The sequence below is a fragment of the Flavobacterium sp. genome, assembly GCF_025352015.1.
In the GTDB taxonomy this organism is placed as follows: Bacteria; Bacteroidota; Bacteroidia; order Flavobacteriales; family Flavobacteriaceae; genus Flavobacterium.
The window spans coordinates 1-26,412 of the sequence record NZ_JANXUG010000063.1 but is presented as its reverse complement, the minus strand read 5'-3'; the positions used below and the strand labels follow the sequence as shown (position 1 = coordinate 26,412).

Annotated in this window: 23 protein-coding genes and 1 pseudogene; 13 read left to right on the top strand and 11 right to left on the bottom strand. The window is 33.2% G+C overall.

What is annotated here, in order from left to right:
* Nucleotides 1–2,731 (top strand): excinuclease ABC subunit UvrA (gene uvrA, locus Q0Q96_RS06420; RefSeq protein WP_293872410.1); only part of this gene is annotated, 2,731 nt, incomplete at its 5' end.
* 6 nt (nucleotides 2,732–2,737) lie between these two features.
* Here the strand turns inward: uvrA and Q0Q96_RS06415 are convergent.
* The 6 genes and pseudogenes from Q0Q96_RS06415 to Q0Q96_RS06390 all read right to left on the bottom strand — a co-directional run bounded on the left by Q0Q96_RS06415 (nucleotide 2,738) and on the right by Q0Q96_RS06390 (nucleotide 8,363).
* Nucleotides 2,738–3,931 carry a M20/M25/M40 family metallo-hydrolase gene (locus tag Q0Q96_RS06415; RefSeq protein WP_293872409.1) on the bottom strand — a complete coding sequence of 398 codons (1,194 nt, stop codon included), beginning with the start codon at nucleotides 3,929–3,931 and terminating at the stop codon, nucleotides 2,738–2,740.
* Nucleotides 3,932–4,169: 238 nt separating this feature from the next.
* Nucleotides 4,170–5,822, bottom strand: a complete 1,653-nt coding sequence (locus Q0Q96_RS06410; RefSeq protein WP_293872408.1) for an MFS transporter — start codon at nucleotides 5,820–5,822, stop codon at nucleotides 4,170–4,172.
* 17 nt (nucleotides 5,823–5,839) lie between these two features.
* On the bottom strand, nucleotides 5,840–6,295 hold the full coding sequence (locus Q0Q96_RS06405) for an RES family NAD+ phosphorylase (protein ID WP_293872407.1): 456 nt from the start codon (nucleotides 6,293–6,295) through the stop codon (nucleotides 5,840–5,842).
* A 7-nt stretch (nucleotides 6,296–6,302) separates the two neighbouring features.
* The gene (locus tag Q0Q96_RS06400) at nucleotides 6,303–6,761 is read right to left on the bottom strand and encodes an MbcA/ParS/Xre antitoxin family protein (protein WP_293872406.1); all 459 of its coding nucleotides are present in this window, start codon (nucleotides 6,759–6,761) and stop codon (nucleotides 6,303–6,305) included.
* A 60-nt stretch (nucleotides 6,762–6,821) separates the two neighbouring features.
* Nucleotides 6,822–7,060 (bottom strand): annotated as a pseudogene (locus Q0Q96_RS06395) (glycoside hydrolase family 97 C-terminal domain-containing protein); the annotation flags it as partial.
* Between the two features lie 97 nt (nucleotides 7,061–7,157).
* On the bottom strand, nucleotides 7,158–8,363 hold the full coding sequence (locus Q0Q96_RS06390; protein ID WP_293872405.1) for an NAD(P)-dependent oxidoreductase: 1,206 nt from the start codon (nucleotides 8,361–8,363) through the stop codon (nucleotides 7,158–7,160).
* Nucleotides 8,364–8,577: 214 nt separating this feature from the next.
* Between Q0Q96_RS06390 and Q0Q96_RS06385 the strand changes: the two genes are divergently transcribed.
* The 3 genes from Q0Q96_RS06385 to Q0Q96_RS06380 all read left to right on the top strand — a co-directional run bounded on the left by Q0Q96_RS06385 (nucleotide 8,578) and on the right by Q0Q96_RS06380 (nucleotide 11,246).
* On the top strand, nucleotides 8,578–9,780 hold the full coding sequence (locus tag Q0Q96_RS06385; protein ID WP_293872404.1) for a serine hydrolase domain-containing protein: 1,203 nt from the start codon (nucleotides 8,578–8,580) through the stop codon (nucleotides 9,778–9,780).
* 3 nt (nucleotides 9,781–9,783) lie between these two features.
* Complete coding sequence (locus Q0Q96_RS12250) at nucleotides 9,784–10,014, top strand: DUF2809 domain-containing protein (RefSeq protein WP_366069085.1); 231 nt, start codon at nucleotides 9,784–9,786, stop codon at nucleotides 10,012–10,014.
* A 200-nt stretch (nucleotides 10,015–10,214) separates the two neighbouring features.
* Nucleotides 10,215–11,246 (top strand): hypothetical protein, encoded by a 1,032-nt coding sequence (locus tag Q0Q96_RS06380; protein WP_293872403.1) that lies wholly within the window; start codon nucleotides 10,215–10,217, stop codon nucleotides 11,244–11,246.
* Nucleotides 11,247–11,319: 73 nt separating this feature from the next.
* On the opposite strand, the gene Q0Q96_RS06375 is transcribed toward Q0Q96_RS06380, so the two are convergent.
* Nucleotides 11,320–13,296, bottom strand: a complete 1,977-nt coding sequence (locus tag Q0Q96_RS06375; protein ID WP_293872402.1) for a dehydrogenase E1 component subunit alpha/beta — start codon at nucleotides 13,294–13,296, stop codon at nucleotides 11,320–11,322.
* A 229-nt stretch (nucleotides 13,297–13,525) separates the two neighbouring features.
* Between Q0Q96_RS06375 and Q0Q96_RS06370 the strand changes: the two genes are divergently transcribed.
* The 7 genes from Q0Q96_RS06370 to Q0Q96_RS06340 all read left to right on the top strand — a co-directional run bounded on the left by Q0Q96_RS06370 (nucleotide 13,526) and on the right by Q0Q96_RS06340 (nucleotide 18,538).
* Nucleotides 13,526–13,858: a translation initiation factor gene (locus tag Q0Q96_RS06370; RefSeq protein ID WP_293872401.1), complete on the top strand. Its 333-nt coding sequence runs from the start codon at nucleotides 13,526–13,528 to the stop codon at nucleotides 13,856–13,858.
* A 55-nt stretch (nucleotides 13,859–13,913) separates the two neighbouring features.
* Nucleotides 13,914–14,780: a nucleoside phosphorylase gene (locus Q0Q96_RS06365; protein ID WP_293872400.1), complete on the top strand. Its 867-nt coding sequence runs from the start codon at nucleotides 13,914–13,916 to the stop codon at nucleotides 14,778–14,780.
* Nucleotides 14,781–14,912: 132 nt separating this feature from the next.
* On the top strand, nucleotides 14,913–15,449 hold the full coding sequence (locus Q0Q96_RS06360; RefSeq protein ID WP_293872399.1) for a GNAT family N-acetyltransferase: 537 nt from the start codon (nucleotides 14,913–14,915) through the stop codon (nucleotides 15,447–15,449).
* 65 nt (nucleotides 15,450–15,514) lie between these two features.
* Nucleotides 15,515–16,366 carry a substrate-binding domain-containing protein gene (locus Q0Q96_RS06355; protein ID WP_293872398.1) on the top strand — a complete coding sequence of 284 codons (852 nt, stop codon included), beginning with the start codon at nucleotides 15,515–15,517 and terminating at the stop codon, nucleotides 16,364–16,366.
* 17 nt (nucleotides 16,367–16,383) lie between these two features.
* Nucleotides 16,384–17,316 carry a transglutaminase gene (locus Q0Q96_RS06350; RefSeq protein ID WP_293872397.1) on the top strand — a complete coding sequence of 311 codons (933 nt, stop codon included), beginning with the start codon at nucleotides 16,384–16,386 and terminating at the stop codon, nucleotides 17,314–17,316.
* A 63-nt stretch (nucleotides 17,317–17,379) separates the two neighbouring features.
* Nucleotides 17,380–17,946, top strand: a complete 567-nt coding sequence (locus Q0Q96_RS06345; RefSeq protein WP_293872396.1) for a hypothetical protein — start codon at nucleotides 17,380–17,382, stop codon at nucleotides 17,944–17,946.
* A gap of 10 nt (nucleotides 17,947–17,956) precedes the next feature.
* Complete coding sequence (locus tag Q0Q96_RS06340) at nucleotides 17,957–18,538, top strand: hypothetical protein (RefSeq protein ID WP_293872395.1); 582 nt, start codon at nucleotides 17,957–17,959, stop codon at nucleotides 18,536–18,538.
* On the opposite strand, the gene ung is transcribed toward Q0Q96_RS06340, so the two are convergent.
* Complete coding sequence (gene ung / locus Q0Q96_RS06335) at nucleotides 18,535–19,206, bottom strand: uracil-DNA glycosylase (protein ID WP_293872394.1); 672 nt, start codon at nucleotides 19,204–19,206, stop codon at nucleotides 18,535–18,537. The genes Q0Q96_RS06340 and ung overlap by 4 nt on opposite strands.
* A gap of 84 nt (nucleotides 19,207–19,290) precedes the next feature.
* Here ung and Q0Q96_RS06330 point away from each other — a divergent pair, with 84 nt between their 5' ends.
* Nucleotides 19,291–21,459, top strand: a complete 2,169-nt coding sequence (locus tag Q0Q96_RS06330; protein WP_293872393.1) for a DNA mismatch repair protein MutS — start codon at nucleotides 19,291–19,293, stop codon at nucleotides 21,457–21,459.
* Between the two features lie 30 nt (nucleotides 21,460–21,489).
* Nucleotides 21,490–21,906, top strand: a complete 417-nt coding sequence (locus Q0Q96_RS06325) for a DCC1-like thiol-disulfide oxidoreductase family protein (protein ID WP_293872411.1) — start codon at nucleotides 21,490–21,492, stop codon at nucleotides 21,904–21,906.
* A 50-nt stretch (nucleotides 21,907–21,956) separates the two neighbouring features.
* Here the strand turns inward: Q0Q96_RS06325 and Q0Q96_RS06320 are convergent, their stop codons facing one another.
* The 3 genes from Q0Q96_RS06320 to aroC all read right to left on the bottom strand — a co-directional run bounded on the left by Q0Q96_RS06320 (nucleotide 21,957) and on the right by aroC (nucleotide 26,040).
* Nucleotides 21,957–23,600, bottom strand: coding sequence for a T9SS type A sorting domain-containing protein (locus Q0Q96_RS06320; protein ID WP_293872392.1), 1,644 nt, complete (start codon nucleotides 23,598–23,600; stop codon nucleotides 21,957–21,959).
* Nucleotides 23,601–23,658: 58 nt separating this feature from the next.
* Complete coding sequence (locus Q0Q96_RS06315; RefSeq protein WP_293872391.1) at nucleotides 23,659–24,912, bottom strand: cation:dicarboxylase symporter family transporter; 1,254 nt, start codon at nucleotides 24,910–24,912, stop codon at nucleotides 23,659–23,661.
* Between the two features lie 63 nt (nucleotides 24,913–24,975).
* Nucleotides 24,976–26,040 carry a chorismate synthase gene (gene aroC, locus Q0Q96_RS06310; RefSeq protein WP_293872390.1) on the bottom strand — a complete coding sequence of 355 codons (1,065 nt, stop codon included), beginning with the start codon at nucleotides 26,038–26,040 and terminating at the stop codon, nucleotides 24,976–24,978.
* Nucleotides 26,041–26,412: the final 372 nt, after the last annotated feature.

Genomic DNA, 26,412 nt, shown 5'->3' with positions numbered 1-26,412 from the left:
ACAAATTCATAATTTAAAAAATTTGGATGTTGTTATTCCTAGAAATCAACTGGTTGTTATTACGGGACTTTCTGGTTCTGGAAAATCGAGTTTGGCATTTGACACATTATATGCTGAAGGACAGCGACGTTATGTTGAAAGTTTATCTAGTTACGCACGCCAATTTTTGGGAAGGCTAGACAAGCCCAAAGTTGAATACATCAAAGGAATTGCGCCTGCGATTGCCATCGAACAAAAAGTAAATACAACCAACGCTCGGTCAACCGTTGGAACTTCTACCGAAATTTATGATTATTTAAAACTTCTTTTTGCTCGAGTTGGCAAAACCTTTTCACCAGTTTCTGGTTCAGAAGTTAGAAAAGATAACGTTACAGATGTAATCGTAAAAGTTAAAACCTTTGATTTAGATAGTAAATGGTTATTGCTTTCTCCAATTCATCTTGAACAAGGTAGAGCGTTGGAAGACAAGCTAAAAGTATTGTTACAACAAGGTTTTTCCAGAATATTTGTTAACAACGAAATGGTTCGTTTAGACGAACTTGAGCATCATTCTTTGGATAATAAAGACATTTTATTGATTATAGATCGAATTGTCGTCAAGGAAGAAGAAGAATTTTTTAACCGATTGGCTGACGCTATTCAAACGGCATTTTTTGAAGGAAAAGGCATCTGTTATTTACAAGATTTGGGTGATAATAATCGCTTACTTTTTAGTTCCAATTTTGAATTGGATGGTATTACTTTTTTAGAACCCAATATTCATTTGTTTAGTTTCAATAATCCCTACGGTGCATGTCCCACTTGCGAAGGTTATGGGAATATTATAGGTATTGATGAAGAATTAGTAATTCCAAATACGGCGCTTTCTGTATTTGAAAATACAATTTTTCCGTGGCGAGGCGAAAGTATGGGTTGGTACCGTGATCAATTGGTCAACAATGCTTATAAATTTGATTTCCCAATACATAAACCCTATTTTGAATTATCTGATGAACAAAAAGACCTGATTTGGAAAGGCAATAAATTCTTCACGGGTTTAAATGATTTTTTTAAAGAATTGGAAGAAAAAAATTATAAAATTCAAAACCGTGTAATGCTTTCGCGTTATCGTGGTAAGACGAAATGTCCTGTCTGTAAAGGTAAACGATTACGAAAAGAAGCCAACTATATTACTGTAGGCGGAAAAACAATTTCCGAACTAGTTGAGCTTTCTATAAAGAGATTAATTCCATTTTTTAAGGAGTTGTTACTTTCAGACTACGATCAAAAAGTAGCCAAACGTTTGCTATTGGAAATTAATAATCGTTTAGCATTTTTAAGTGATGTTGGACTTGATTATTTGACTTTGAACCGTAATTCATCTACACTTTCGGGCGGCGAATCGCAGCGTATTAATTTGGCAACTTCACTCGGAAGTAGTTTAGTGGGATCGATGTATATTCTAGACGAACCTAGTATTGGTTTGCATCCAAAAGATACTGAACGATTAATTAAAGTTCTGAAGAATTTAAGAAATTTAGGCAATACGGTTATTGTTGTTGAGCACGATGAAGATATCATGAAAGCAGCAGATAGAATTATAGATATCGGTCCCGAAGCAGGAACTTTTGGTGGCCAATTAGTAGCCGAAGGTAATTTTGCTGAAATACTTGAAGCTGATTCACTGACTGCAAAATATTTAAACGGACAATTAGAAATTTCTGTTCCAAAAAAGCGCAGAAAATCTAACAACTTCATCAAAATAATAGGTGCTCGAGAAAATAATCTTCAAAATGTGGATGTGGCTTTTCCGTTAGAAAGTTTAACGGTAATAACGGGAGTTTCTGGAAGTGGAAAAAGCACATTGGTAAAGAAAATTCTTTTTCCAGCCATGCAAAAAAAACTGGAAGGAATAGCAGATATAGCCGGACAGTTTACAGATTTAACAGGGAGTTTTTCACATATCAAACACATAGAATATGTAGACCAAAACCCTATTGGAAGAAGTTCTCGTTCTAATCCTGTGACGTATATCAAAGCCTACGATGACATTCGGGAATTGTATGCAAAAGAAAAATTGTCTAACGTTCGCGGCTATCAAGCCAAGCATTTCTCTTTTAATGTAGATGGCGGCAGATGTGAGACCTGCAAAGGCGAAGGCGCTATCAATGTGGAAATGGTTTTTATGGCTGATGTTTCCCTTATTTGCGATACCTGTGGAGGAAAACGTTTCAAGAAAGAAGTTTTGGAAGTGGCGTTTGAAGGCAAAAACATTGATGATATTTTAACAATGACCATTGAGGATGCGATTGTCTTTTTTACAGAAAAAAAACAATCAAAAATCATTCAGAAAATACAACCTTTACAAGATGTTGGATTGGGTTATGTCCAATTAGGACAATCATCTTCTACTCTTTCTGGTGGTGAAGCACAACGTATAAAGTTAGCCTCATTTTTAGTAAAAGGTGTCACAAAGGAAAAAGCATTATTTGTTTTTGATGAACCAACGACGGGTTTGCATTTTCACGATATCAAAAAACTGTTGGCTTCGTTTGATGCTTTGATTGAAAAGGGACATTCAATTATTGTTATTGAACACAACCTTGACTTGATAAAATGTGCCGATTGGATTATTGATTTAGGTCCAGAAGGTGGCGAAAATGGTGGACAGTTATTAGCAATAGGAACTCCAGAAGATATTGTGAAAAACAAAAAATCGGTTACTGGATTTTATTTAAAAGACAAATTGTAATTAAATTTATTCTACAATAATTTTTTTGGTAATTCGTTTAGTTGCGGTTTGCAAAATAGCTAAATACACTCCTTTCGACAGACCTTCTAAAGGTATTGATTCAATTAAATGAGCATTTTGTACTTCTCTTCTAAAAGCTATTTTTCCTTGAACATCTACCAATGAAAACGAATAATTAGTTTCAGTAATAGAGCCCAAATTAATGTTCAAAATATCATTGGCAGGACTTGGATAAAAACTTACCTGATACGAATCTTCATACTCTTGATTGCCTAAAGTTGAAGTTGCTGCTGCTGCAAAGTGCATCGTAGTGCCGATAAGTACTTTAGCAACTTTATAGTTATAAACAGAATCCATATTAATTAATAAATCGGTATTAGTATGTTTATGGGTGGTTTCATTGGTTTCAAAAAGTCCTGTTATGGTTTCGTTATTGGCTTGAAAAGACATATAATCAGAAGCATATGCATACGACAAAACGGCGTTTAATGGAGAATATAAACCAACACATGCAATTAATTCATTGGTCATTGTTGTGGATAAAGCGTTGTTTGTTGAAGGAGAATTATTCGTATCTCGTTCGCATGTTATAGTATCATTGATTAAATCAGCAACACCGCCCACTTCGTCAATATTGATAACCAAGCGAATATTCATTTTTGGTGTTGTCCCATTAACAACGGTATCTACATAATGTTTACTTCCATATAATCCATCTTCTTCCCCGCTAAAATTGATAAATTTTATAGAATATTCGGTTGGAATACTGCGTAATAATCGAGCCGTTTCTAATATTGATACCAAGCCACTACCATTATCATTAGTACCTGTACCACCAATAGAATCATAATGACCACAAACAATTATATAAATATTTGGATAAACAGTACCAACTTTAGTGACTATTAAATTTTTACAAACTGACGATGAACCAGTATAAGTATAGGAGTCATCATCTATTTGATTTGCGCTGTAGCCAAAACTTAAATATTTTGATTTCAACCAGTTAAAAGTAGTATCTAATGCTAAAGTACCTCTTCTTTTTAGCCCTAATGATTCATAAATCGTCAAATTGTTGGTGATATTTCCTTGAGAACATTGTTCCACAACCGAACCGTAATAAGGAATATATTGTTGGCTATAACTAGTTGTAGCCAGTAGAAATAAAGAAAATGAAAATAGCAGTAGTTTTTTTTTCATCGATTAATGAGATTATCTTTTTGATTACATAATAAAATTATAACAAATGTAAAAATAAAATAATTTTTGACAAAAAGTAAAAACTATCTAATGTAATATTTTAGTTATTAGCTGCAATGGCACACGTTAGAAATAATATTTTAATCTGGTCGCAATTTATAGACAAGGAATAAAAAACGGTAAAAATTGATTTTATCATTCACCTTACTTATAATTTTGAGAAGCAAATTTTGCGAAGTTAATGACCTCCTTCAAGTTCGATAACATCTACATCGATGTTTTGTTTTTTCAAAATTCCTTTTACTAAAAAAGCGAATAATGTCAAATAAGCAAAACAAACCACCGTAACAATGTAGGATTGATGAATTCCTATAATGTCCGATAATTTTCCTTGAATTGGAGGAATAATTCCACCACCTAAAATCATCATAATTAAAAATGCCGAACCTTGAGAAGTATATTTTCCTAATCCGATTATAGATAAACTGAAAATCGCTGGCCACATAATACTACATGCCAAACCTCCAGATAAAAAAGCATAAATAGCAATAGTTCCCGAAGTAAATAAGCCAATTAGCATGGCTAAAATTCCAAAACTTCCAAAAATCATCATTGTTCTTGCAGGTTTGTCTTTGCTTATAAAGAAAGCACCAATTTGTATCAACACACAGAAAACATAATAATACAAGGGTTTCATATCTTTTCCTGAAAGAATATTGATACCTAAAATTAATCCAAAAGCTACCAACGGAATAATTATTAAAGCGATTGTTTTACTATACCCTTTCAGATTAAAAACAGTAATTGCACCAGCCCAACGACCAATCATCAAACTTCCCCAATACATAGACACATAAGGCGCAATGTCCGACGAATGTAGCCTCCCAAATTCTTTTAAATTTAATAAACTTCCGAGGTTACTACCAATAGCTACTTCCACGCCAACATAAGTAAATATTGCTAGCATTCCCAGTACTAATTGTGGATATTGCATTGCACCCCAACCCTCGGCTTTTTTCTGTGCAGCAATGTATGAAAAAACTATCGCGCCAAGCACAACACCTAATGCCCCGAAAAGCCATCTCATTCTATATTGTTCTAAAGCTAATAGCTGTATTTTATCAAAATTAACGGTATTAATCTGATACGTTTTGAATATTGGAATAAAACATCCTGTCAATAAAACAGACATAATTACCAGAGTCCACAATGCTTTATTTGCTTTTTCGATAGGTTCATCTGAAATTCCGTCTGGAACTTTTCTTGAAAAATAAAACATTGCTGCAGCAGCAATAAATAGTATTCCGACACCTACATATAAAATTACAACTTTATTTAATTCTAATGCTTTAATTTGTTCTTCTGATACAGATGCTGCGGTTCCGAATAAGGCCAAAGCTACTACAATCGGACCTATAGTGGTTCCAAATGAATTGATGCCACCACCAAGATTAACTCGACTTGCACCAGTTTTTGGGTTACCCAATAAAATCGCAAACGGATTGGCGGCTGTTTGTTGTAGCGAAAACCCGAGTGCTACAATAAATAATCCTACTAACATTCCTGCATACAAATTAGATTCTACTGCAAAAATCATGACTCCAGCTCCTAACGCCGAAAATAGTAAGCCATAAACAATACTTTTTTTGTAACCCCATTTTCCAACAATATCCTTTCCGCTACTATTTCCAAGGGCAAAAAGTAATAAAGCACCAATATAATAGGCGGTGTAAAAAGCAAAATCAACCAATTGTGATTGAAATTGATCTAACGAAAAATAACTTTTACAAAAAGGAATAAAAATACTATTTCCCGCAGCAATAAAACCCCAAAAGAAAAAAACTGTAATTAAAGTATAAAGTGCAGGATAATTGGTTTTGGTAGTAGTCATAATTTAAATTGGTTTGATTAAATAGATAGTCGATTATCAAATGAAAAAGGTTGAGACAAACTTAATTTAACTTTATCAAAATCTTTATGATTTGGATTAATTAAAATATTTTTTTCGTTTTCTATAATTGCTGAAGGAACAATTAAACAACACGATTTTTGTGATTTGATCCAGTTATCGCCAAAACTTCTGCAAAGCAAATGTGCATTTTCATTGGGCAGATTCCAACCTGCTGGTAATTCAGTAGTTTCGATTTTGGTGATTACAACAGTATTTGGAATATTTATCGTCATTATAAAATAATCATTGTCTGATCCAAAACCATTTCTGTGAAACAAATTTTCTAAACAAGCCAAAGATCTGTTTTCTGCAGTATAAATAACATAAAAACCATGAGAATTCCATCGAGCTGCATAACCCGAAGCCACTAATTTATCTGCCCATTTTTTATGTGTAATTCGATAAACCTTCAAAATTGAACTATGCTGTCGCACCAAACTCTATTCTTTTTAATTCCTCATAAACCAAATGAATGCCAGTAGAAGTGTTTAAAAAAAATGATGGTTTTAAATTATTAAAAAAACTATTTTCTTTATTGAGCCATAAATTAAAAACTTCGGGAGAACCAAAAATTACATTACCTAAATCAAACAATATGTTTATTTCAATAGCTATTTCTGTAATTCTTGAAGGAATTTTTGTTTCGTTATTTTTATATTTTATGAGTGTTTTAGGTGTTATTTCAAAAATGTTTTCGGCAAGAATTTTTAAGGTCAAGCCTGTTTTTAAAACAACTTCATTAAAAATATCTTTAGAACTTTTTGAAAGATTTTCCAAAACTTTGCTCTTAATAAACGTTGCAGGAAAATACAAAGCTATTGGTTCATTTGAAACGATAGGTGTTTTTATTGTTTTAGAATAAGTTTTTGATTTTTTCACTTTTGATGTATTTTTACACTTATATACACGCAAATTTACACATTATTTTTGATATAAAAATTATTTGTACTTTTTAAAACTAATTGCCGCTCCACCACCCGACGCTAAATGTAATTTAATTTTTGATTTTGAAGTGACTGTGAAATCTTTTACGCTATATGATTTTGGATTTTTCTGCCAATCAGCGTCTATATCATCTTCATAAATAATAAAAAGGCATCTAAATAATTTTCAAATAAATCAGCAGTCATTTGCAACGGAGAATACATCGTTACATATATCGCTAATTATTTTGGCAACCTATATTATGGGCTTTTTTTTGATTGTAAAAAATACAAACTTTTAATAACCAAAAAATTCCAAGTTAATCGATACTTGACTATTTAAAAGCGATAATTATTTCCCATCAACATAATCTTGAAGATAAGCAAAACGTGGTGTAAGCTTACCGTTTTCGGTCATTTTTGCACGTTCAAGGATGCCATCTTTATCGTTGTTAAAAAAAGATGGAATAACATGTTCCATAAACATTTCACCAAAACCTTCGCTAGCATCCCTTGGCAATTCACATGGTAAATTATCAACAGCCATGACCATTATTGAACCCGGATGTTTAAATGAAACTTCTTTATTTTCATTAGGCAAATAACCATAAAATGGCTCTGCAATAGATGATGCTCTTATCGTGCAAGCAATAGGTCCGTCTACATCGCACGAAATATCAGCAACCACTTTTATTTTACAATCTGCAGCTTGCAACATTGCGCGAGTAAGAATGTTAGGGGAACCATTACCATGAAAATGACCTGCCATAAAAATGTCGGCAACTTTACTAAAACGTTCAAAATTGGTGGTAAAAAGCTGCGGATTATTAAAAAAATCTTCATTTTTTTCTGCTTTTGTTCCATCTATTCGTTTATTATAATCCAAAACATCAATTTGAGTAAAAACAGGTTCGGAAAATATTTTGTTTAAAAAATCATCCGATGAAACTTGTTTTAATTTCATACCGTCCAAAATCTCCTTTGCTCCCATTCCCACTTTACCATGACCCGTCAAGACAATTTTAATATTTGGCAAAATTTGTCTTTTCAGTCTAGCAAATAAATCTTCTTTTGATTGGAGCGTTTCAGCTTTTGGAATATTGAACAAATCATATTTTAAACCGAAAGCTCTAAAACCATTATAAGCACCAACAATCCCAGCATATCGACCAAAACCTATTAATCTTCTATTATTTGTATCAACTATAGTTTCATGATCATACAATTCAATGTTTTTATTTAAAATTACCTGCAACAATTCTCGGTTATGCACTTGCTTTTTGATAGTATGCGAAAAGAAAAAGTATTTCTTATTGGGAATTAAATAATCCACAGGAATTTCTTTAACGCCAAAGAATACGTCGCAATCCGAAATATCATTAGCAATTTCAACTCCCAAATTTCTGTAGACATCGTCATTGAAAACCCTAATTTCTGAACTTTCAACTCGTACAGTAGCTTCTGGATGTTCGTTCTGCAAACGAACTAGTTCCTCTGGAGTAAAAACTACTCTTCTGTCAACTGGTATTTTTCTTTCCTTAACAATTCCAAACTTCATAAAGTATCTTTTAATGTTTCCAAAAGTAGTAGTAACGAAAACGTTTTCAAAGCTTTTTGATATAAATAACTTTTATGTTTTTTTGAGTTGAGATTTATAAGTATATAGTACTAATTATATGTTAAACTATTGTGGAAAACGTGTTGATAGCTTTCTTAAAAAGTAATTTTATAACTTTACTGAATAATTATATTTGTTCTACAAAATATTTACAATGACATCCAAAATTTCTCTATATAGCTTTTCATTTTTTGTCTTTATTCTTCTTGCAGTTTCTTGTTCTAAACAAGAAAAAACAGAAAAAGAAGTTCTTAAAGTGAATAAAAACGGTATTCCCATAATGCATCCTTTACAGGAAAAATTACCTAAACTAACTATCGAGTATGTAAATGAAAAGAATTATGAAGTGAGTAATTATTTTGAAAAAACGTGGTCTGAAAACAACGACAATGTTGCTTTTTTGGTTGCAAAAAATGGTCAAATCATTTATGAAAATTATTTAGGTTATGCTAACAAAAGAACCAATGAGATGATTAGTAAAGATACGCCATTACATATAGCATCTGTTAGCAAAGTACTGACTTCAACGGCTATACTCATGTTAGTTGATGCGCAAAAGATTAGTTTAAGTCAAAAAGTGAAAACCATTATTGCTAATTTTCCTTATCCAGATGTCACTATTCAAACCTTGTTGAACCACAGAAGCGGGATGAAAAATTATGCTTATTTTACTTTTGAAAACGACAATTGGGACAAGCATAAAATCTTGACCAACGAAGATATTGTAAAAGTTATGATAGAAAAAGAAATTCCTTTAGAAACAAAAACAGACACTAGATTTAGTTATTGCAATACTAATTATGCAATACTTGCTTTAATTCTTGAAAAAATTACTAGTCTTTCTTACCCAGATGCTATGAAGCAAATGATTTTTGATCCGCTTGGAATGACCAATACTTTTGTATTTGATATTACCAAAGATTGTGACAGGATTGCGCCATCTTATAAAGGCAACAATACGGAGATTGGTATAGATTATCTTGACGGAATTTATGGCGATAAAAATATTTATTCTACACCAAGAGATTTACTAAAATTTGATAATGCACGTTATGATGCTTTTTTCTTAAATGCAGAACTCATCAGTAAAATTTACAAAGGATACAGCCATGAAAGTAAAGGGACTAGAAATTACGGTTTAGGCGTTAGAATGATTGAATGGGATAAAGGCGAACCTTTTTATTACCACAATGGCTGGTGGCATGGCAATACTTCGTCTTTTATAACTTTGAGAAAAGAGAAAGTCAGCATTATTGTTTTGTCTAATAAGTTTACCAAAAAAACCTATCAGACTAAACGAGTTGCCTCACTCTTTGGTGATTACCCGTTTAAGCTTGCTGATGATGGAGAAGAATAATTCATGTTAACATTTAACAAAACATACTTTCGATTAGCATCATTAATTTTTACTGTAGAAATTTTGATAGCACTTTATGTTCACGATAAAATCATCAGACCCTACTTTGGAGACGTTTTGGTTATTGTATTAATCTATTGTTTTATAAAATCTTTTTTTAAAAATAAAAGTGCTAGCAGCTGCTTTTTTTGTTTTGCTTTTTTCATTCGGAATAGAAACGCTTCAGTATTATAAATGTGTCTAAAAATTAGGCTTTGCTGACAATAAAACAGCAAGAATTGTGATAGGAACTTCATTTTCTTAGCTGAATTTATTGTCGTATTTAACAGGAATTGGCATTTTATTATCAATTAAAAAAATAAACCATAGCGATCAATAGCTCCTTACTTTAGTCATATTTATGAATTAGTTACATTCAATTATTTAAAAAGACCATGATACAAAACCATAAACTCAATAAGCAATTAGAGTTAACTAGCGAACAAACTTCACCGCTATTCCGAATTATGTGGATTCAGAATAAAGAGGAACCTCACAGACGCCATTTTGAAAACAATATTTGTGCGTTTCATATTGGCAATGGATATATTCTTTCGGTGGCACACAATTTAAAAACTGAAGCTACAATTTTCAAATCTATTGATAACGGCATTTACCTTACAGATATTTTTCCGTACCTGAATTCAGAGCAAGCGCATTTATTTGAAAGTTGCTATCCATTGGAATTAGGAAATCAAAAAAGGTATGCAAATATTACCAATCCGAATGATTATCAAAGTATTATCAATTTGCTCAAACAAATAAACTTTGATACAAGATGGACAACTATGATGGATAGAAAAATTTGTAATCCACATTTGATAATACAATTCAAAAATAATTTGTTTTATAACAAGCCCGAATTAGCAACTTATTTCAATTCAATAACATATTTTGTCGAAAGTTCAATTGAACGTCATACATTTTTGGTAGAAGTAGCATTAGTAGAAGCTTTTTATAACGAAGATATTGCGTTGTATAAAATCATAAATACGCCACAAGAACTTATTGATGCGATGCCAAGTCTTGAAGTTGATTATTCACTTTTAGACGACAATCAAGAAAATTATTATTGCCTGCAAAGTTCGCCAACAAGTGAGATTGGAAAACTCCTTAATAAAGCACAAATAGATGGTTTTACCGAGCATTTTTCGATTTTTCAAGAGCGAATTGGCGGTAATTACAACCTCGAAGGATTACGTTATTTAATCAAAGGCTATTTCAGATTTGGTTCGTCTGGTGCGCCTTATATATTATATGACTCTAATACCAATAGCTTCAAAGTGAATGCAATACAAAGTGAAGCCTGTCCCATTCAGCTTTCTATAAATAATCAACGCGATGGAAATTTTCAGTACGTTAATGCCATTGCGTCTCCGCTACAAATTATCCAAGAGAGACTGGAAAAGCATCTTAATAAAATTTAATCAACAAAAAAAGCGCTGGTACAAGCGCATTTTCTATAATCTATTCTATTTTCCTTGTTCCTGCTTATTTTATCTAATAAGCTAGCAACTCTAACAGGTCTTTCTCGAATCGTTCTTTAGGCAGGTATTGGTCTTCTAAAGCTTTTACAAATGGGATAGCACTTTCTAAACTGCCAACTCTTTTTACTGGCGCATCTAAATACGCAAAACAGTTTTCCATAATCATCGCCGAAATATCGCTGGAAACGCCGCCAAAAAGTGTGTCTTCTTGCAAGATGATTACTCTATTGGTTTTCTTCACCGATTCAAAAACAGCTTCTGAATCTAATGGCTGCAACGTTCTCAAATCCAATAAATCAGCACTGATTTCTGTATGTTTGTTTAATGTGTCCAATGCCCAATGAACGCCAACTCCAAACGAAATGATAGTAACCTGTGTTCCTTCCTTCAGCAAAGTTGCTTTCCCAAACGGAATAGTATAATAATCCGACGGCACATCTTGATAAACTGAACGGTATAATTGTTTGTGCTCAAAGAACATTACCGGATTCGGGTCGTCGATTGCCGTATTCAACAACCCTTTTACATCAAAAGGAAATGCCGGATAAACTACTTTCAACCCCGGAGTTTTGGTAAACCAAGCCTCGTTGGTTTGCGAGTGAAAAGGTCCTGCTTGTGTTCCACCACCGCAAGGCATGCGCACAACAACATCGGCTTTTTCGTTCCAACGATAGTGTTGTTTTGCTAATAAATTAACAATCGGATTAAATCCCGAAGAAACAAAATCAGCGAACTGCATTTCAACCACAGCTTTGAATCCGTTAATTGACAATCCCATTGCAGCAGCAACCACGGCACTTTCGCAAATTGGCGTATTTCGAACTCTCTCTTTTCCAAATTGTGCTACAAAACCTTCAGTAATCTTAAATGCACCACCATATTCCGCAATGTCTTGTCCCATAATCACCAAGTTGTCATGACGCTCCATCGACTGACGCAACGCGTTCGAAATAGCATCTACAACACGAATTTTTTCAACTTTATTTGAATGATTAACTTCTTTAAAATCAAAAGTTTTATATACATCACCTAATTCTTGTTCTAAACTTGCCGTGATGTCTGGTTCATTTTGTGTGATTGCCCAATGTTCGTCAATTTCTTTCTTTATAGTTTTGATTATTTTGACATCTTCCTCATCAGAAAGCACGCTAATACGAAGCAAATATTCCTTGTAATTTGAAATTGGATCTTTTAACATCCACATATCCATAAGCTCCTGCGGAACATATTTGGTACCGCTCGCCTCTTCGTGACCACGCATTCTAAAAGTTTTAAACTCTAATAATATCGGTCGCGGAATATCAAATAGGGACGCTTTTAATTCAGCAATTTTTGTATAAACTTCTAAAATATTGTTTCCATCAAGAATATGACTTTCCATGCCGTAACCTATGCCTTTATCTGCTAAATTTTCACATCGGTATTGTTCGTTAGTTGGCGTCGAAAGTCCGTATCCATTATTTTCAATCACAAATAAAACCGGTAAATTCCAAACAGAAGCTATGTTTAGTGCTTCGTGAAAATCGCCTTCAGAGGTGGCACCTTCTCCGGTAAAAACAGCAGTAACTTTCCCATTCTTTTTCAATTTATTGGCTAAAGCAATTCCATCTGCAACGCCCATTTGTGGTCCTAAATGCGATATCATTCCGATGATGTTAAACTCTTGTGTGCCAAAGTGAAAACTTCTGTCTCTGCCTTTAGTAAAACCAGTTGCTTTACCTTGCCATTGCGAAAACAAACGGTGCAACGGAATGTCACGTCCTGTGAAAACTCCTAAATTTCTATGCATGGGAAGTATGTATTCGTCTTTATCCAAAGCAGCCGTTATCCCTACCGAAATGGCTTCTTGCCCAATCCCTGAAAACCATTTAGATACTTTCCCCTGGCGCAATAGAATAAGCATTTTTTCTTCTATCAATCGGGGTTTCAAGAGCTTTTTATATAAATCTAATAATTGAATATTAGATAATTCTTTTCTGTCGAAGTTCATATTGTATCTCTTGTTTTTGAAGTTTCAAAAGTAAACATTTTACCCGAAATTATACAAGACAAATGATTGAATAAAAGCTAAATATTGTTACTATAGTTACTATTACAAATTCAAAAAATGATTACATTTGTCATTGAAATTTGAACTATAACATAAAAAAGAATATTTTTTACTTAATATTAATGAAGTACGAGTTTCTTAATTCGTACTTCTTTGTTTATTACAAATTATGGATTTACAAGAGCAGCTTAAAAAACTTTTTCCAGAACATCAATCTTCAAACGAACCAGAAGCAGTGAAAGAACGAGAACATTCTCTTTTTATTCAAAATGAATTCATGATTTGCAAATATGAAAAACGAAAAGGCAAAGCAACTACCATCATTGAAGGTTACCAAGGCACCGATGAAGATTTCAAGATATTAGCCAAAGAATTAAAAACCAAGTTAAGCGTTGGCGGTACTTTTAAAGATAATTCAATCATCATTCAAGGCGATTATCGCGATAAAATTATGAATTTACTAAAAGAAAAAGGCTTTAAAGTGAAGCGAGTTGGCGGATAATCATTTACAAATTAACAAGTACCAAATAGGAATAACCAAATAACCGAATAACCAAATGATAAAGTCTTCAGAACTAATACTAAACCCGGACGGAAGTGTCTATCACTTAAACCTGAAACCCGAACATATCGCACACGACATCATTTTTGTAGGCGATCAAAATAGGGTTGAAAAAATCACACAGTTTTTTGACCGCATTGAATTCTCAACACAAAAACGCGAATTCAAAACACAAACAGGAATTTACAAAGGCAAAAGAATCACTGTAATGTCAACAGGAATAGGTCCTGACAACATTGATATTACAATGAACGAATTAGACGCTTTAGTCAATATTGATTTTGAAACGCGTCAACCAAAAGAAAAATTAACAGTTTTAAACATTGTCCGCATTGGAACTTCGGGTTCGCTACAAGAAAATATTCCTGTAGATAGCTTCGTGATGGGCGAATTTGGACTTGGTCTTGACAACATGCTTCGCTCTTATGTGATTGATGCTATTTGCGAAACAGCGATGGAAGATGCTTTTATAAAGCACACCAATTGGGATATTAGAAAAGGAAAACCCTGCGTCATTGCGTGTTCCGAAACTTTAAAAAATAAATTTGACAGCGAACTAATCCACAAAGGAATTACCGGAACCGCTGGTGGTTTTTATGGTCCACAAGGAAGAGTCTTGCGATTGGCAATTCAAGATCCAGAGCTGAACAGCAAAATGGATAATTTTAATTTCAATGGCATCAGAATGGCAAACCTTGAAATGGAAACCTCCGCTATTTACGGTTTAGGAAAACTGATGGGACACCACTGTTTATCATTGAATGCAATCATTGCCAATCGAGCCAACGGAACATTTAGTGCCAATCCCTATAAAGCCGTTGATGCTTTGATTCAATATGCTTTAGGAAAATTGGTGGAGTAAATTCAGGAGCTATTTCCCGCTATTTATTACAATCTTTTTATCGCTTTGTCACATCGAGCGCAATCGAAATGTTTATTTAATAAAGCGATAAAAAGGATTTTCATTGCTATCGGGGCTAAAAAAAATAATATTATGAACCTAATCCTAGAAACCGACCGTCTTCTCCTTCGTCCATTAGAACTTTCTGATACAGAGGATATCTTTGCTATGGATAGCAATCCAGCGGTTCATAAATACCTTTGGCAAAAACCAGCGCAAACCATTGATGAAAGCGTTAAAGTCATCGAATATGTTCAAATGCAGTATGAACGCAATAAAATAGGTCGCTTTGCCACAATCCTAAAAGATACTAACGAATTCATTGGCTGGACCGGAATTAAATTTGTTCACGATCATATCGAAAATGGGAACACAAATTTCTATGATTATGGCTATCGGTTAGACGAAAAATTTTGGGCAAAAGGCTACGCCACTGAAGCTTCAGTAGCTTGGCTGCAGTATGGTTTCAATAAAATTGACATCAAATTAATGAATGCTTACACCCATTCACAAAATGGTGCCTCAAATCATATTTTAAAAAAAATTGGAATGACCTCTATCGAAGATTATCTGGACAAAGACAGCGTTTTCTGGAAATGGTGGCAAATGGAGAATCCAAAAGATAATTGATAAAAGACGAAGAGAGAATAGACAAATAAATGTCTATCATTTATCATCTCTCATCCAAAATAATTATGAAGAAAATAAAAATAGCAGGAGTTCCTGAACATTTTAACTTACCATGGCATCTCTGCATTGAAAACGGTGAATTTGAGAAAACTGGAATTGATTTACAATGGTCTGATATTCCCGAAGGCACAGGAAAAATGTGTCAAATGCTTCATGATGGCGATACAGACATTGCCGTAATTCTAACCGATGGTATTGTAAAAGATATTGTTGGTGGTAATCCAAGTTCGATAGTGCAGGTTTATGTGGAAACTCCTTTACTATGGGGAATTCATGTGGCAGCAAACTCAAAATACAAATCACTTTCTGATTTAGAAAATACAAAAGTTGCCATTTCCCGCTATGGTTCGGGTTCGCATTTGATGGCTTATGTAAATGCTCAAAATCAAAATTGGAATGCACAAACATTACAATTCGAAATTGTAAATACTATAGACGGAGCTGTTGAATCATTGATTAATGGTACTGCAGATTATTTTATGTGGGAACATTTTATGACAAAACCGCTGGTAGATAAAGGAATTTTTCGGCGTGTTGGTGATTGTCCAACACCGTGGCCTTGTTTTGTAATAGCCGTGAGAAATGAATTTTTAGAAGCTAACAAACAAACTGTAGCTTTAATTTTGGAAATAATAAATCGTACCACCACCGAATTTAAAGATATTCCTAGCATTGACAGAATGTTAGCCTCAAAGTACAATCAAAAACTACCAGATATTCAAGAATGGTTACAATGTACCAATTGGTCACAGAGACCACTAGAAGAAAAAGTGTTAAACAAAATTCAAAATCAACTGTTTGACCTGAAAATTATCGATAAAAAAAGTACTTTTGCTGAAATAGTAAAAGCAGTTTAGCTTTTATTGTTGGCACTATGATAAAACTAGGAAGTCTTTCTTATCATCAACTGAAAGAAAAATTCAGGATAAAAAGTCCTTGGGATTTGATTATCATTTTTGTACTGAATATTTTAATTACCATTCCCATTTTTATTATCGCTCACCACAATTTCATTACGCTACAATGGGCGCATCACATAGATCGCATTGTATTGTTTCTTGCTATTCTTTTCATAATTCAATTGCTTTTAAGAGCGTTGCGACGCGTAACACTCATTTCAGTTATTCTATATCTAATCATGTTGCTTTACGGGAGTTTGTCAGGCAAATATGGTTTTCAAAGTATTTTTGAAGATTATCGCTCTATGATGTACACTATGAACGATGATGCTTATCCGCAAGATATTATTATTTCTAAACTGTTGCCTTTTCCTAATAAATCCAAAATTTTAGACGCAATTGAATATCAAAATCCTGAAATAAGAAACTTCGCCATTATGGCAATTAACAAGCATTTCAAGCATATTAAAGGCTATTATGAAGATTGGACCATAATACAATCGTTTGCTATTTTTAAAGAAATAAATAGCAGATGGAATTATGTTAGCGATCCAAAAGGACACGATTATATTGCAAAAGCTACTGAATCTGTTAAATATCTTTCGGGTGATTGCGACGACCATTCTGTGTTTATGGCAGCTTGTATAAAATCTATTGGTGGTACAACAAGACTAATTCATACAAAAGGACACATTTACCCAGAATTATTAATTGGTACCAAAAAAAATTTAGAACGCATCAATTATGCTATAAAAAAAGTATTGTTCCCAAAAGAAAGCAAAAACAAATCAATCAATTATCATATAGATGAACGAGGAAATATTTGGCTTAATCTTGATTACACCGCTAAATATCCTGGCGGACCCTTTATGGATGAAGAAATTCTTGGAGCTTTGACATTGGATTAAAGTGAGTAATTCATAATTCACAAATTTATTTACTATATTCGTTTTTAAATAAAGAGACCTAAAATGAAAAAAATATTTTATCTACTACTTTTACTGCCACTAGCCCTATTAGCGCAGGAAAATACGATACTTGCTAACAAAAAAAATGAATTCCGTGTAGATATTTTGTCTGCCATAGTTTTTTCAAAAGCTAGTTTTAGTTATGAACGATTTTTTGGGAAAGATTTTTCAGCAGGTTTAAATGCAAATTTTTCTAATGGTAGTAAACTTAATGATGATTTTGATAACGGATATCGAAATAATAGTCCCAAGTTTGAGTTCAATCCTTATTTGCGATACGCTTTGTCTAAAAGTAAATCAAGATATTATTTTGCTGAATTTTTTGGCTCCTACAACGGAGGTGATTTCAAAGAGATTATCCGTTTAACTGAAAACAACGTTGATTATTATACTACTTTCAAATCAAAATATACCGATTATGGTTTCGGAGGAAGTTTAGGATACAAAATGTATTTTCATAATAGCATCGCCCTAGAATTCATAGTTGGTTTTGGTAAAAATTTGACGAATAGAAACAAGAGTCCCGATGTTATTTCTAGAGTTGGACTTAATTTAGGATACAGATTTTAATACAAATAAAATGAAAAAAATACACTACATAGTCTTATTTCTGACAGCTCTTTTAGTATCAAACTGCAATACCAACGATGATGGCTTTTACAACAATGTTTTTGCAACTGTGCCTAATTTAGTGACCATACAACCTCATGCTGCTACCTACACCGTTGGTGAAAAACTTTATATAAATAGTAATTTTTCGAGATATTTAAACGAAAATGGCAAAACTTTAGATGCTTTTAAAACTACAGGAGCTACAGCCTTTGATTTTTCTTATGTAATCGAAAAACAAATAAATGCTACCACTTGGGAAGTCGTAGCGGTAAATGATAATCAATTAGACATTGTAAAAGGTACCGCTCAAAATGGCTCTTATGTTTACGCGATATGCGAGTACAATACTACTAGCGAAACTTACGAATATCGTGTTGGTTTTCCTTTATTGTCTGCGGGTACCTATCGTTTGAGTTTTGGATATAATAGCGATTCAACTAACAGTGTTGAATTACGTTCTTTAAGTCCGGCAACTCGTTTGATTTTAAATATAAATGCCACTATTAGTAATCTTGATAATGCTGGTTTTTATAATTTTACTGTAAATTAATAGTGCCAAACAATAGCCTCTTTACCCACACTTTTTAGATAACTACTAGTTTTACTAAAATGTTTATTTCCAAACCAAAATCCTCGATTGGCGGACAATGGCGACGGATGACCAGATTCTAAAACATAGTGTCTTTTTCTATCAATAAGGTTACCTTTTTTTATGGCAAAATTTCCCCACAATAAAAACACAATATTCTCTCTTTCATCTGATATTTTTTGAATAACCGCATCGGTAAATGTTTCCCAGCCTTGTCTTTGATGACTTCCAGCTTCGTTTTCTCTCACTGTTAATGTGGTGTTGAGCAACAAAACGCCTTGTTTCGCCCAAGGCTCTAAATTCCCAGATTTAGGAAATGGCACTGTCAAATCGGTTTGAATTTCTTTAAAAATATTAATCAAAGAAGGAGGAAAAGCAACTCCATCATTTACCGAAAAACATAATCCATTGGCCTTACCTAAACCATGATAAGGATCCTGACCAATAATAACCACCTTAACTTTTTCAAAAGGACAACAGTCAAAAGCAGCAAAAATTTTATTCTCTTTTGGAAAGCAAGTATTGGTTTGATATTCTTTTTCTACAAAGGCAATCAATCGTTCAAAATAGGACTTTTTAAATTCATTTGAAAGTATACTTTGCCAGGAAGAATTTAAATGGATAAACATCTCATAAAATTTTAACAAAAATACTAATTTCTCTTGCAATTTGGATTGCATCCTTTGTAACTTTGAACCAAAGACACCATTTTAATGATTTCCATTACCGATAAAACCCTCAAAGATTTAGAATTCAGCACTATTTTACAAACCATTTCAGATCGATGCAACACTGAAATTGGAAGACAAAAAGCACTCGAAATACTTCCTTTCAAAGATCAAAACACATTACAGGATTCATTGCTACAAACCTCTGAATATTTATCTTCGTTTTCCAATAATAATGCAATTCCAAATCACGGATTTGATAATTTGAACAATGATTTAAAATTTCTTGCCATTGAAGACAGCTTTCTTGAGGTGGCTAGTTTCAAAAAAATAGCCACGCTGTCAGAAACGGTGAATGTTTTGTTGTTGTACTTCAAAAAATTTCATGAATACTATCCAAAACTCAACGAGAGAGCTACTCAAGTGGAATATACCAAATTTATCATTCAAAAGATAGATGAAATTGTTGATAAATTTGGTGAAATAAAAAATAATGCATCACCAGATTTAATCAACATTCGCAGAGATATGAGTGTGGTGCGAGGCAGAGTAAACCAAAGCTTCGGACAAGCCATGAGTCAATATATTTCGTTGGGTTATTTAGACGAAATAAAAGAAAGTTTTGTAGAAAACCGTAGAGTTTTAGCCGTTTTAGCTATGTATCGGCGTAAAGTAAAAGGCTCTATTTTGGGCAGTTCAAAAACAGGAAGTATTGCCTACATTGAACCCGAAGCAACGCTTCATTATTCACGAGAATTGAGTAATCTTGAGTACGAAGAACGAGAGGAAATTACTAAAATTTTGAAACAACTTTCTAATGATATTCGTCCCTATTTAGAATTATTAAAACAATACCAAGAGATTTTGAGCGATATTGATGTAATTGCAGCCAAAGCTAAATATGCCCGTAAAATAAATGCCATTTTACCCACAATTACTACCGAAAAACAATTGTATTTCAGAGATGCATTCCATCCTATTTTGTTTTTAAATAATTTAGAAAAGAATGAAAAAACATATCCACAAACTATTGAGTTGAGTACCCAAAGTAGAATTATTGTAATCTCTGGCCCCAATGCCGGCGGAAAAACCATTTCATTAAAAACCGTCGGATTATTGCAATTAATGTTGCAATGCGGAATTCTGATTCCAGTTCATGAACGCAGCACAAGCTTTTTATTTGATAGAATTATAACCGATATTGGAGACAATCAATCTATTGAAAATCATTTAAGTACGTATAGTTATCGTTTAAAAAATATGAATTATTTTCTCAAAAAATGCAATGCCAAGACCTTATTTTTAATAGACGAATTTGGTACAGGTTCTGATCCAGAACTTGGAGGAGCTTTGGCAGAAATATTTTTAGAGGAATTTTATCATCGGGAAGCATTTGGGATTATCACCACCCATTATTCTAATCTAAAAATATTGGTCAACGAATTACCATTTGCCTCGAATGCTAATATGCTTTTTGACGAAAAATCTTTGGAACCAATGTATAAGCTCATTTTGGGACAAGCAGGTAGTTCGTTCACTTTTGAAGTTGCGCAAAAAAATGGAATTCCTTTTGGACTCATCAATCGTGCTAAAAAGAAAATCGAAGGCGGCAAAGTGCGTTTTGACAAAACCATTGCGACACTTCAAAAAGAGCGCTCCAAACTGGAGAAAACATCTTTGAATTTAAAAGAAGAAGAAACCAAAGCCCGGGAAGAAGGCAAAAAAATGGAAAGTATCAACGTAAAAATTCAAGAGAAACTGGAACGGTATCAGGAATTGTACGATGCCAACCAACGGTTAATATACATGGGGCAAAAGTTAGATGATATTTCGGAAAAATACTTTAACAATAAAGACAAAAAGATTCTTATTGGAGAGTTTTTGAAAATAGTGGAAATTGAAAATTCAAAGCGAAAAAAAGCAACCGTAAAAGAAAAAGTAGCTCAAGAAATTATCAAAAAAAAGGTCATTGAAGAAGTGACTGTAAGAGTTGAAGAAATTAGAATTACAAAAAAAGAAAAGAAGATAAAAGCACAAAAACAGGAAACCGAAAAGCCAAAAGTAATTTTAAAAATAGGCGATAAAGTAAGAATGTTTGATGGAAAAGCAGTAGGAACGATTGATAAAATTGAAAAAAATAAAGCAGTTGTCAATTATGGCGTTTTCACTTCAAAAATAAGTTTGGAAGTTTTGGAATATGTTAAAACAAAATAAGCATTGAGTTAAATTTATTAGATAATGAAAATTGAAGATTTACCAAAAAATAAAAAAATAATCCTTTTTGATGGAGTTTGTAATCTTTGCGAATCAGTTGTTCGATTTGTTATAAAACATGATAAACAAGATATTTTCAGGTTTGTTTCCCTTCAATCAGAATTGGGCATAGCAATAATAGAGCATACGGGTTTTGAAAAATTAAAAATAGATAGTGTACTGCTTTATGAATCTGACGGAACTGTTTATTATAAAGCAGAAGCTGTATTTAAAATTGCCAAATATTTGGATGGACAATTCAAATTTTTATCATTTTTTTCTTTTATTCCAATTAAAATTTCAAATTTATTTTATGATTTTATCGCTAGGAATAGATACAAATGGTTTGGTAAAAAAGAAAGTTGCATGATTTCGACAGCAGCGTTGCAGTCTAAATTTTTAACATAAAAAAAGCCGCTTAAACTTTGAAACGGCTTATTTTGTAATTGATAAAATTCTTATTGTTTAACAATTTTCTTAACCGCAATCCCTTGGTCAGTCGTAATTTTCATCATGTACACTCCTGTTGATAAATCACTAATATAAACTTGTCCGTTTGTAACATTAAATTTCTGTAATTTAACTATTCTTCCATTCAAATCTGACATCTCAATAGCAGTAATTATTGCGTTTATATCATTCGAAAAATTGATAACATTATTTGCAGGATTTGGATATACATTCAATTTAGAAGACAAAAATTCGCTTATACCTAAAGTTTGTGTAACTACAAAATTATCAACTAATAAAGCATGTGTTCCTGCAGCATTTAGTGGCGATGTGTTATGAAATGCAAAGTAAAAAACACCTGTTGACGGAGCTGTAAAAGTAAATGTTTTTTGCACATAGGTTGCATTGCTTATTCCAGTTTCACTACCTACAACCGTAGTTTGAGAAGCAACTGTTTGAGCACTTCCTACTGTTAATTCATAATTACCAGTATTTGTAGAACCGTTAACAAAATTTTCGATATAAAAAGTAACATCAACACTTGAACCAGCTACAAGATTAACTCCTCTTGAAAACATACGAGAATCAGCAGCAGCAGCAACGGGAGTAACAGAAGCCGCAGCAAAGTTACCACTTTGCGTAAGGCCGGTACCTGTTACAATAAACCATCCTGCGGTATTAGGCACAGCTAGCCAACCAACAAAAGGTAACGTATCATTTTCAAAACTTTCTGTATAGATTGGATTTACAGCGGTGAAAATAGTATTAAATGCAAATGGTCCGTTCCAAACGCTTTGTCCCGCAGCTCCACCACAATTTTTTCGCACATAAAAATCATAGACAGAGGAAGATGATAATCCATTTAAGGTATAGGGTGAAGTAACATTTATAAGTGAAGTTCCTGCGCCAATAGCATAACCATGAGGACCATATTCGATATCGGTAGTTCCTCCATTTGTATTAGTAAAAGATAAAACTGCACTATTTAAAGTAGTACTGGTTACATTAAGATTAGTTGGTCTTGCGCAACTTACAGTTTTTCCTAAACGAGTTTGAGGTCTAAAGTTAGACGCTGCAACTGTAGTTACGGGTGTTGTTCCGCCAACGGCTGTCATTGCACCGAGCAAACCAGCTGTTAATGAACTACTACATAGAGCGGTGTTCAAAATCGTAGCCACTGGATTTGAAAAATTTTGATAGTCAAATGCGACGTAGATTCCGCCGCCAGTGTATGTAAAAGCTGATCCTCCTGTAAAAGGAATATCAAAAGTACCAGCAGCATTTGGTATTGTTACAGCACCTGTATTGGCTGTTGTCATACCACTAATTGCAGTTGCCCATATAGTACTTTTTGTGTTGGTAACATCTGCAGTATTTTGTAAATATATAACAATAGTTCCAGTGGTACTTGTATTTTGAGCTACTGAATAATTAAAACCAAGAGAATTTACAACCGAACCTGCTGAAAATCCTGATGCAGCCATTTCTGTAGCTGTAATTAACCAAATACTTCTTCCTGCAGGCCTACCACCTTGTGGAGCACGCCCATTTTGAGAAGTTCCGATACCTGGCAAAACGGTATAAATATCCGATTGGGCAAAAGTTGCAAAAGATGATAATAATACAACTAATAATAAAATAATTTTTTTCATAAAGTAAAATTTTTGTTATTGTAAAGATCTTCAAATATATAAATATTTTTCAAAAAAATTATTCTTTTTCCCATTTACCTATTACAGATGTAGCTAAAGCATTACCTAATACATTTGTCGAACTTCTGAACATATCACAAAAATGGTCAATCGGAAGAATTAATGCAATACCTTCCACAGGAATTTTGAACATGCCACAGGTAGCAGCAACCACTACTAAACTCGCTCTTGGAACACCTGCAATACCTTTGCTGGTTAACATTAAAACTAAAAGCATGGTTAATTGTGTTGCTAAATCCAGATGAACTCCATACGCTTGGGCAATAAAAATACTAGCAAAAGTCATATACATCATGCTGCCGTCAAGATTGAAAGAATAACCTAGAGGCAACATAAACGAAACAATTTTATCTTTTACTCCAAATCGCTCCAATTCTTCTGTTAGTTTTGGAAAAACCGCTTCACTGCTTGTAGTACTAAAAGCAATTATTAATGGAGAAACAATTCTTTTTAATAAAGTTGTCATTTTGTCTTTTAAGAAAATATAACCAACAAATAACAAAACAATCCAAAGAGAAGAAATTCCGATTAAAAAAGAACCAAAATATTTAGCATAAATCAATAATAATTCATTCAAATCTCTAATTGCAAATACGCCAGCAATAGCACCAAAAACCCCTATTGGTGCAAATTTCATTACATAATTCACCATTTTAAGAATGATGTGTGACGTTTTATCCAACGCATTTACAACTGGTTTTGCACTTGTGCCAATGGAAGCTGCCGCTAATCCAAAGAAAATAGAGAAAATTACAATTTGAAGAATTTCATTGTTTGCCATAGCCTCGACTATGCTTTTGGGAATAATGTGTTCTACAAAGTTTTGAGCTGAAAAACCATGAGTTTTATCAGTAACTTCTGAAACGGCTGTTAAATCTACTTTTCCAAGTTTTAATCCAACGCCGGGTTGCAAAATATTTACCCAAAACATCCCAATTAATAACGAAATAAACGATGCTGAAAAAAACCAGCCCAATGCCTTTCCTCCTATTCTGCCAACGGCTTTGATGTCGCCCAATTTAGCTATTCCTACTACTAGAGTTGTAAATACAAGCGGTGCAATAATCATTTGGACCAATCGAATAAATATGGTCGCTAACATTTTTATTTTATCACTAAAATTTTTGGCAAAATCAAAATCAAAATTATTGTGAATAAAAACACCTAAAACTGCGCCAACAAGCATGGCAAGAAGAATTTGAACAGTAAGATTGGAAATAAAAAAAAAATTTTGGTTTTCTGAACTTGTCATTTTGTTTACTTTTCATTCGCATTTTATCGACTTTAGCAATATGCTATTTAAAAAAAATACAACTTATTTTAGGTATGATTTATTTATCAAATAAAAATCAGCTAAAACTAGTGCTGCCATTGCCTCAACTATAGGAACGGCTCTTGGTAATACACAAGGATCGTGTCTTCCTTTGCCTTGTTGTTCTTGAAGTGTATTATCATTTTTTAAAACTTCTTGTTTTTGAATTAAAGTGGCAACGGGCTTAAAAGCCACTCTAAAATAAATATCCATTCCGTTTGAAATGCCTCCCTGAATGCCTCCAGAAAGGTTGGTTTTCGTGGTTCCATCTTCATTATACAAATCATTATGCTGACTTCCTTTCATTTTAGCCCCGCAAAAACCGCTACCCAATTCAAAACCTTTTACAGCATTTATAGAAAGCATAGCTTTTGCTAACTCGGCATGAAGTTTATCAAAAACAGGTTCACCTAAACCAATGGGTACATTTTGTAAAACACACGTTATGGTTCCACCAACGGTGTCGCCTTCTTTACGAATTTCTTTAATATAATTTTCCATTTTTTCGGCAGTGGCCGCGTCTGGGCAGCGAACAGCATTGGTTTCGATTAATGAAAAATCTAAATCTTGATAGGGCTTTTCCATAAAAATTTCACCAACCGAGGATACGAAAGCATTTATTTTTATTTCAGACAAAACTTGTTTGGCAATAGCACCTGCAACAACGCGACATACAGTTTCGCGAGCTGAACTTCTTCCGCCACCGCGATAATCTCTAATTCCATATTTTTTTTCATAAACATAATCGGCATGGCTTGGACGATAACTGTCTTTTAAGTGAACGTAATCATCTGATTTTTGATTGGTATTAGGAATTACAAAGCCTATGGGAGTTCCAGTAGTTTTACCTTCAAATAATCCAGAAAGAAATTGCACCTCGTCTTCTTCTTTTCGTTGCGTCACAATCGAAGATTGACCTGGCATTCTGCGTTGCATTTCATTCTGAATTGCTTTAAAATTTAATTCAATACCCGCAGGACAACCGTCTATAATTCCGCCTAATGCGTCCCCATGTGATTCTCCGAAAGTGGTAAGTTTAAAAAGAGTTCCGTAGCTATTACCAGCCATTTTAAATTGTTTTAAACAAATATAGAATTTAAGTTTCAAAGTTTTAAATTCAGCAGTAGAAAAGTTTGCACGACTATTAACAATGATTGCATTTGTTAGCAATACCTTTTAAATCAATTAGCATACGGTTATTTACTTTGTTAAACTCTAAAATTTATTGTGAACTACTAAATTTATTTGAAAGTAGGCATAAAAAAGCTGCCATATTGATTTAGCAGCTTGATTATTAATGCTTTAGTCTAATTTATATATTTTAAATTAATTATGTCTTTAAATTCATACCAAGCTGTAAAAGAAGTAGCTATTAAGGCTATTGTTTTGTTCACTGGGCTTTGATTTTCATTTATTATCGATTTGAGTGCATACCAGTTT

What these genes read in the sequence shown, in the direction of transcription:
- Q0Q96_RS06415 (WP_293872409.1), bottom strand. Translation starts at nt 3,931, where the DNA reads ATGAAAAAAAAACTACTGCTATTTTCATTTTCTTTATTTCTACTGGCT.
- Q0Q96_RS06365 (WP_293872400.1), top strand. Translation starts at nt 13,914, where the DNA reads ATGATAAAGTCTTCAGAACTAATACTAAACCCGGACGGAAGTGTCTAT.
- Q0Q96_RS06390 (WP_293872405.1), bottom strand. Translation starts at nt 8,363, where the DNA reads ATGAAGTTTGGAATTGTTAAGGAAAGAAAAATACCAGTTGACAGAAGA.
- ung (WP_293872394.1), bottom strand. Translation starts at nt 19,206, where the DNA reads ATGTTTATCCATTTAAATTCTTCCTGGCAAAGTATACTTTCAAATGAA.
- aroC (WP_293872390.1), bottom strand. Translation starts at nt 26,040, where the DNA reads ATGGCTGGTAATAGCTACGGAACTCTTTTTAAACTTACCACTTTCGGA.
- Q0Q96_RS06380 (WP_293872403.1), top strand. Translation starts at nt 10,215, where the DNA reads ATGATACAAAACCATAAACTCAATAAGCAATTAGAGTTAACTAGCGAA.
- Q0Q96_RS06320 (WP_293872392.1), bottom strand. Translation starts at nt 23,600, where the DNA reads ATGAAAAAAATTATTTTATTATTAGTTGTATTATTATCATCTTTTGCA.
- Q0Q96_RS06350 (WP_293872397.1), top strand. Translation starts at nt 16,384, where the DNA reads ATGATAAAACTAGGAAGTCTTTCTTATCATCAACTGAAAGAAAAATTC.
- Q0Q96_RS06375 (WP_293872402.1), bottom strand. Translation starts at nt 13,296, where the DNA reads ATGAACTTCGACAGAAAAGAATTATCTAATATTCAATTATTAGATTTA.
- Q0Q96_RS06355 (WP_293872398.1), top strand. Translation starts at nt 15,515, where the DNA reads ATGAAGAAAATAAAAATAGCAGGAGTTCCTGAACATTTTAACTTACCA.
- Q0Q96_RS06315 (WP_293872391.1), bottom strand. Translation starts at nt 24,912, where the DNA reads ATGACAAGTTCAGAAAACCAAAATTTTTTTTTTATTTCCAATCTTACT.
- Q0Q96_RS06340 (WP_293872395.1), top strand. Translation starts at nt 17,957, where the DNA reads ATGAAAAAAATACACTACATAGTCTTATTTCTGACAGCTCTTTTAGTA.
- Q0Q96_RS06370 (WP_293872401.1), top strand. Translation starts at nt 13,526, where the DNA reads ATGGATTTACAAGAGCAGCTTAAAAAACTTTTTCCAGAACATCAATCT.
- Q0Q96_RS06360 (WP_293872399.1), top strand. Translation starts at nt 14,913, where the DNA reads ATGAACCTAATCCTAGAAACCGACCGTCTTCTCCTTCGTCCATTAGAA.
- Q0Q96_RS06410 (WP_293872408.1), bottom strand. Translation starts at nt 5,822, where the DNA reads ATGACTACTACCAAAACCAATTATCCTGCACTTTATACTTTAATTACA.
- Q0Q96_RS06385 (WP_293872404.1), top strand. Translation starts at nt 8,578, where the DNA reads ATGACATCCAAAATTTCTCTATATAGCTTTTCATTTTTTGTCTTTATT.
- Q0Q96_RS06345 (WP_293872396.1), top strand. Translation starts at nt 17,380, where the DNA reads ATGAAAAAAATATTTTATCTACTACTTTTACTGCCACTAGCCCTATTA.
- Q0Q96_RS12250 (WP_366069085.1), top strand. Translation starts at nt 9,784, where the DNA reads ATGTTAACATTTAACAAAACATACTTTCGATTAGCATCATTAATTTTT.
- Q0Q96_RS06330 (WP_293872393.1), top strand. Translation starts at nt 19,291, where the DNA reads ATGATTTCCATTACCGATAAAACCCTCAAAGATTTAGAATTCAGCACT.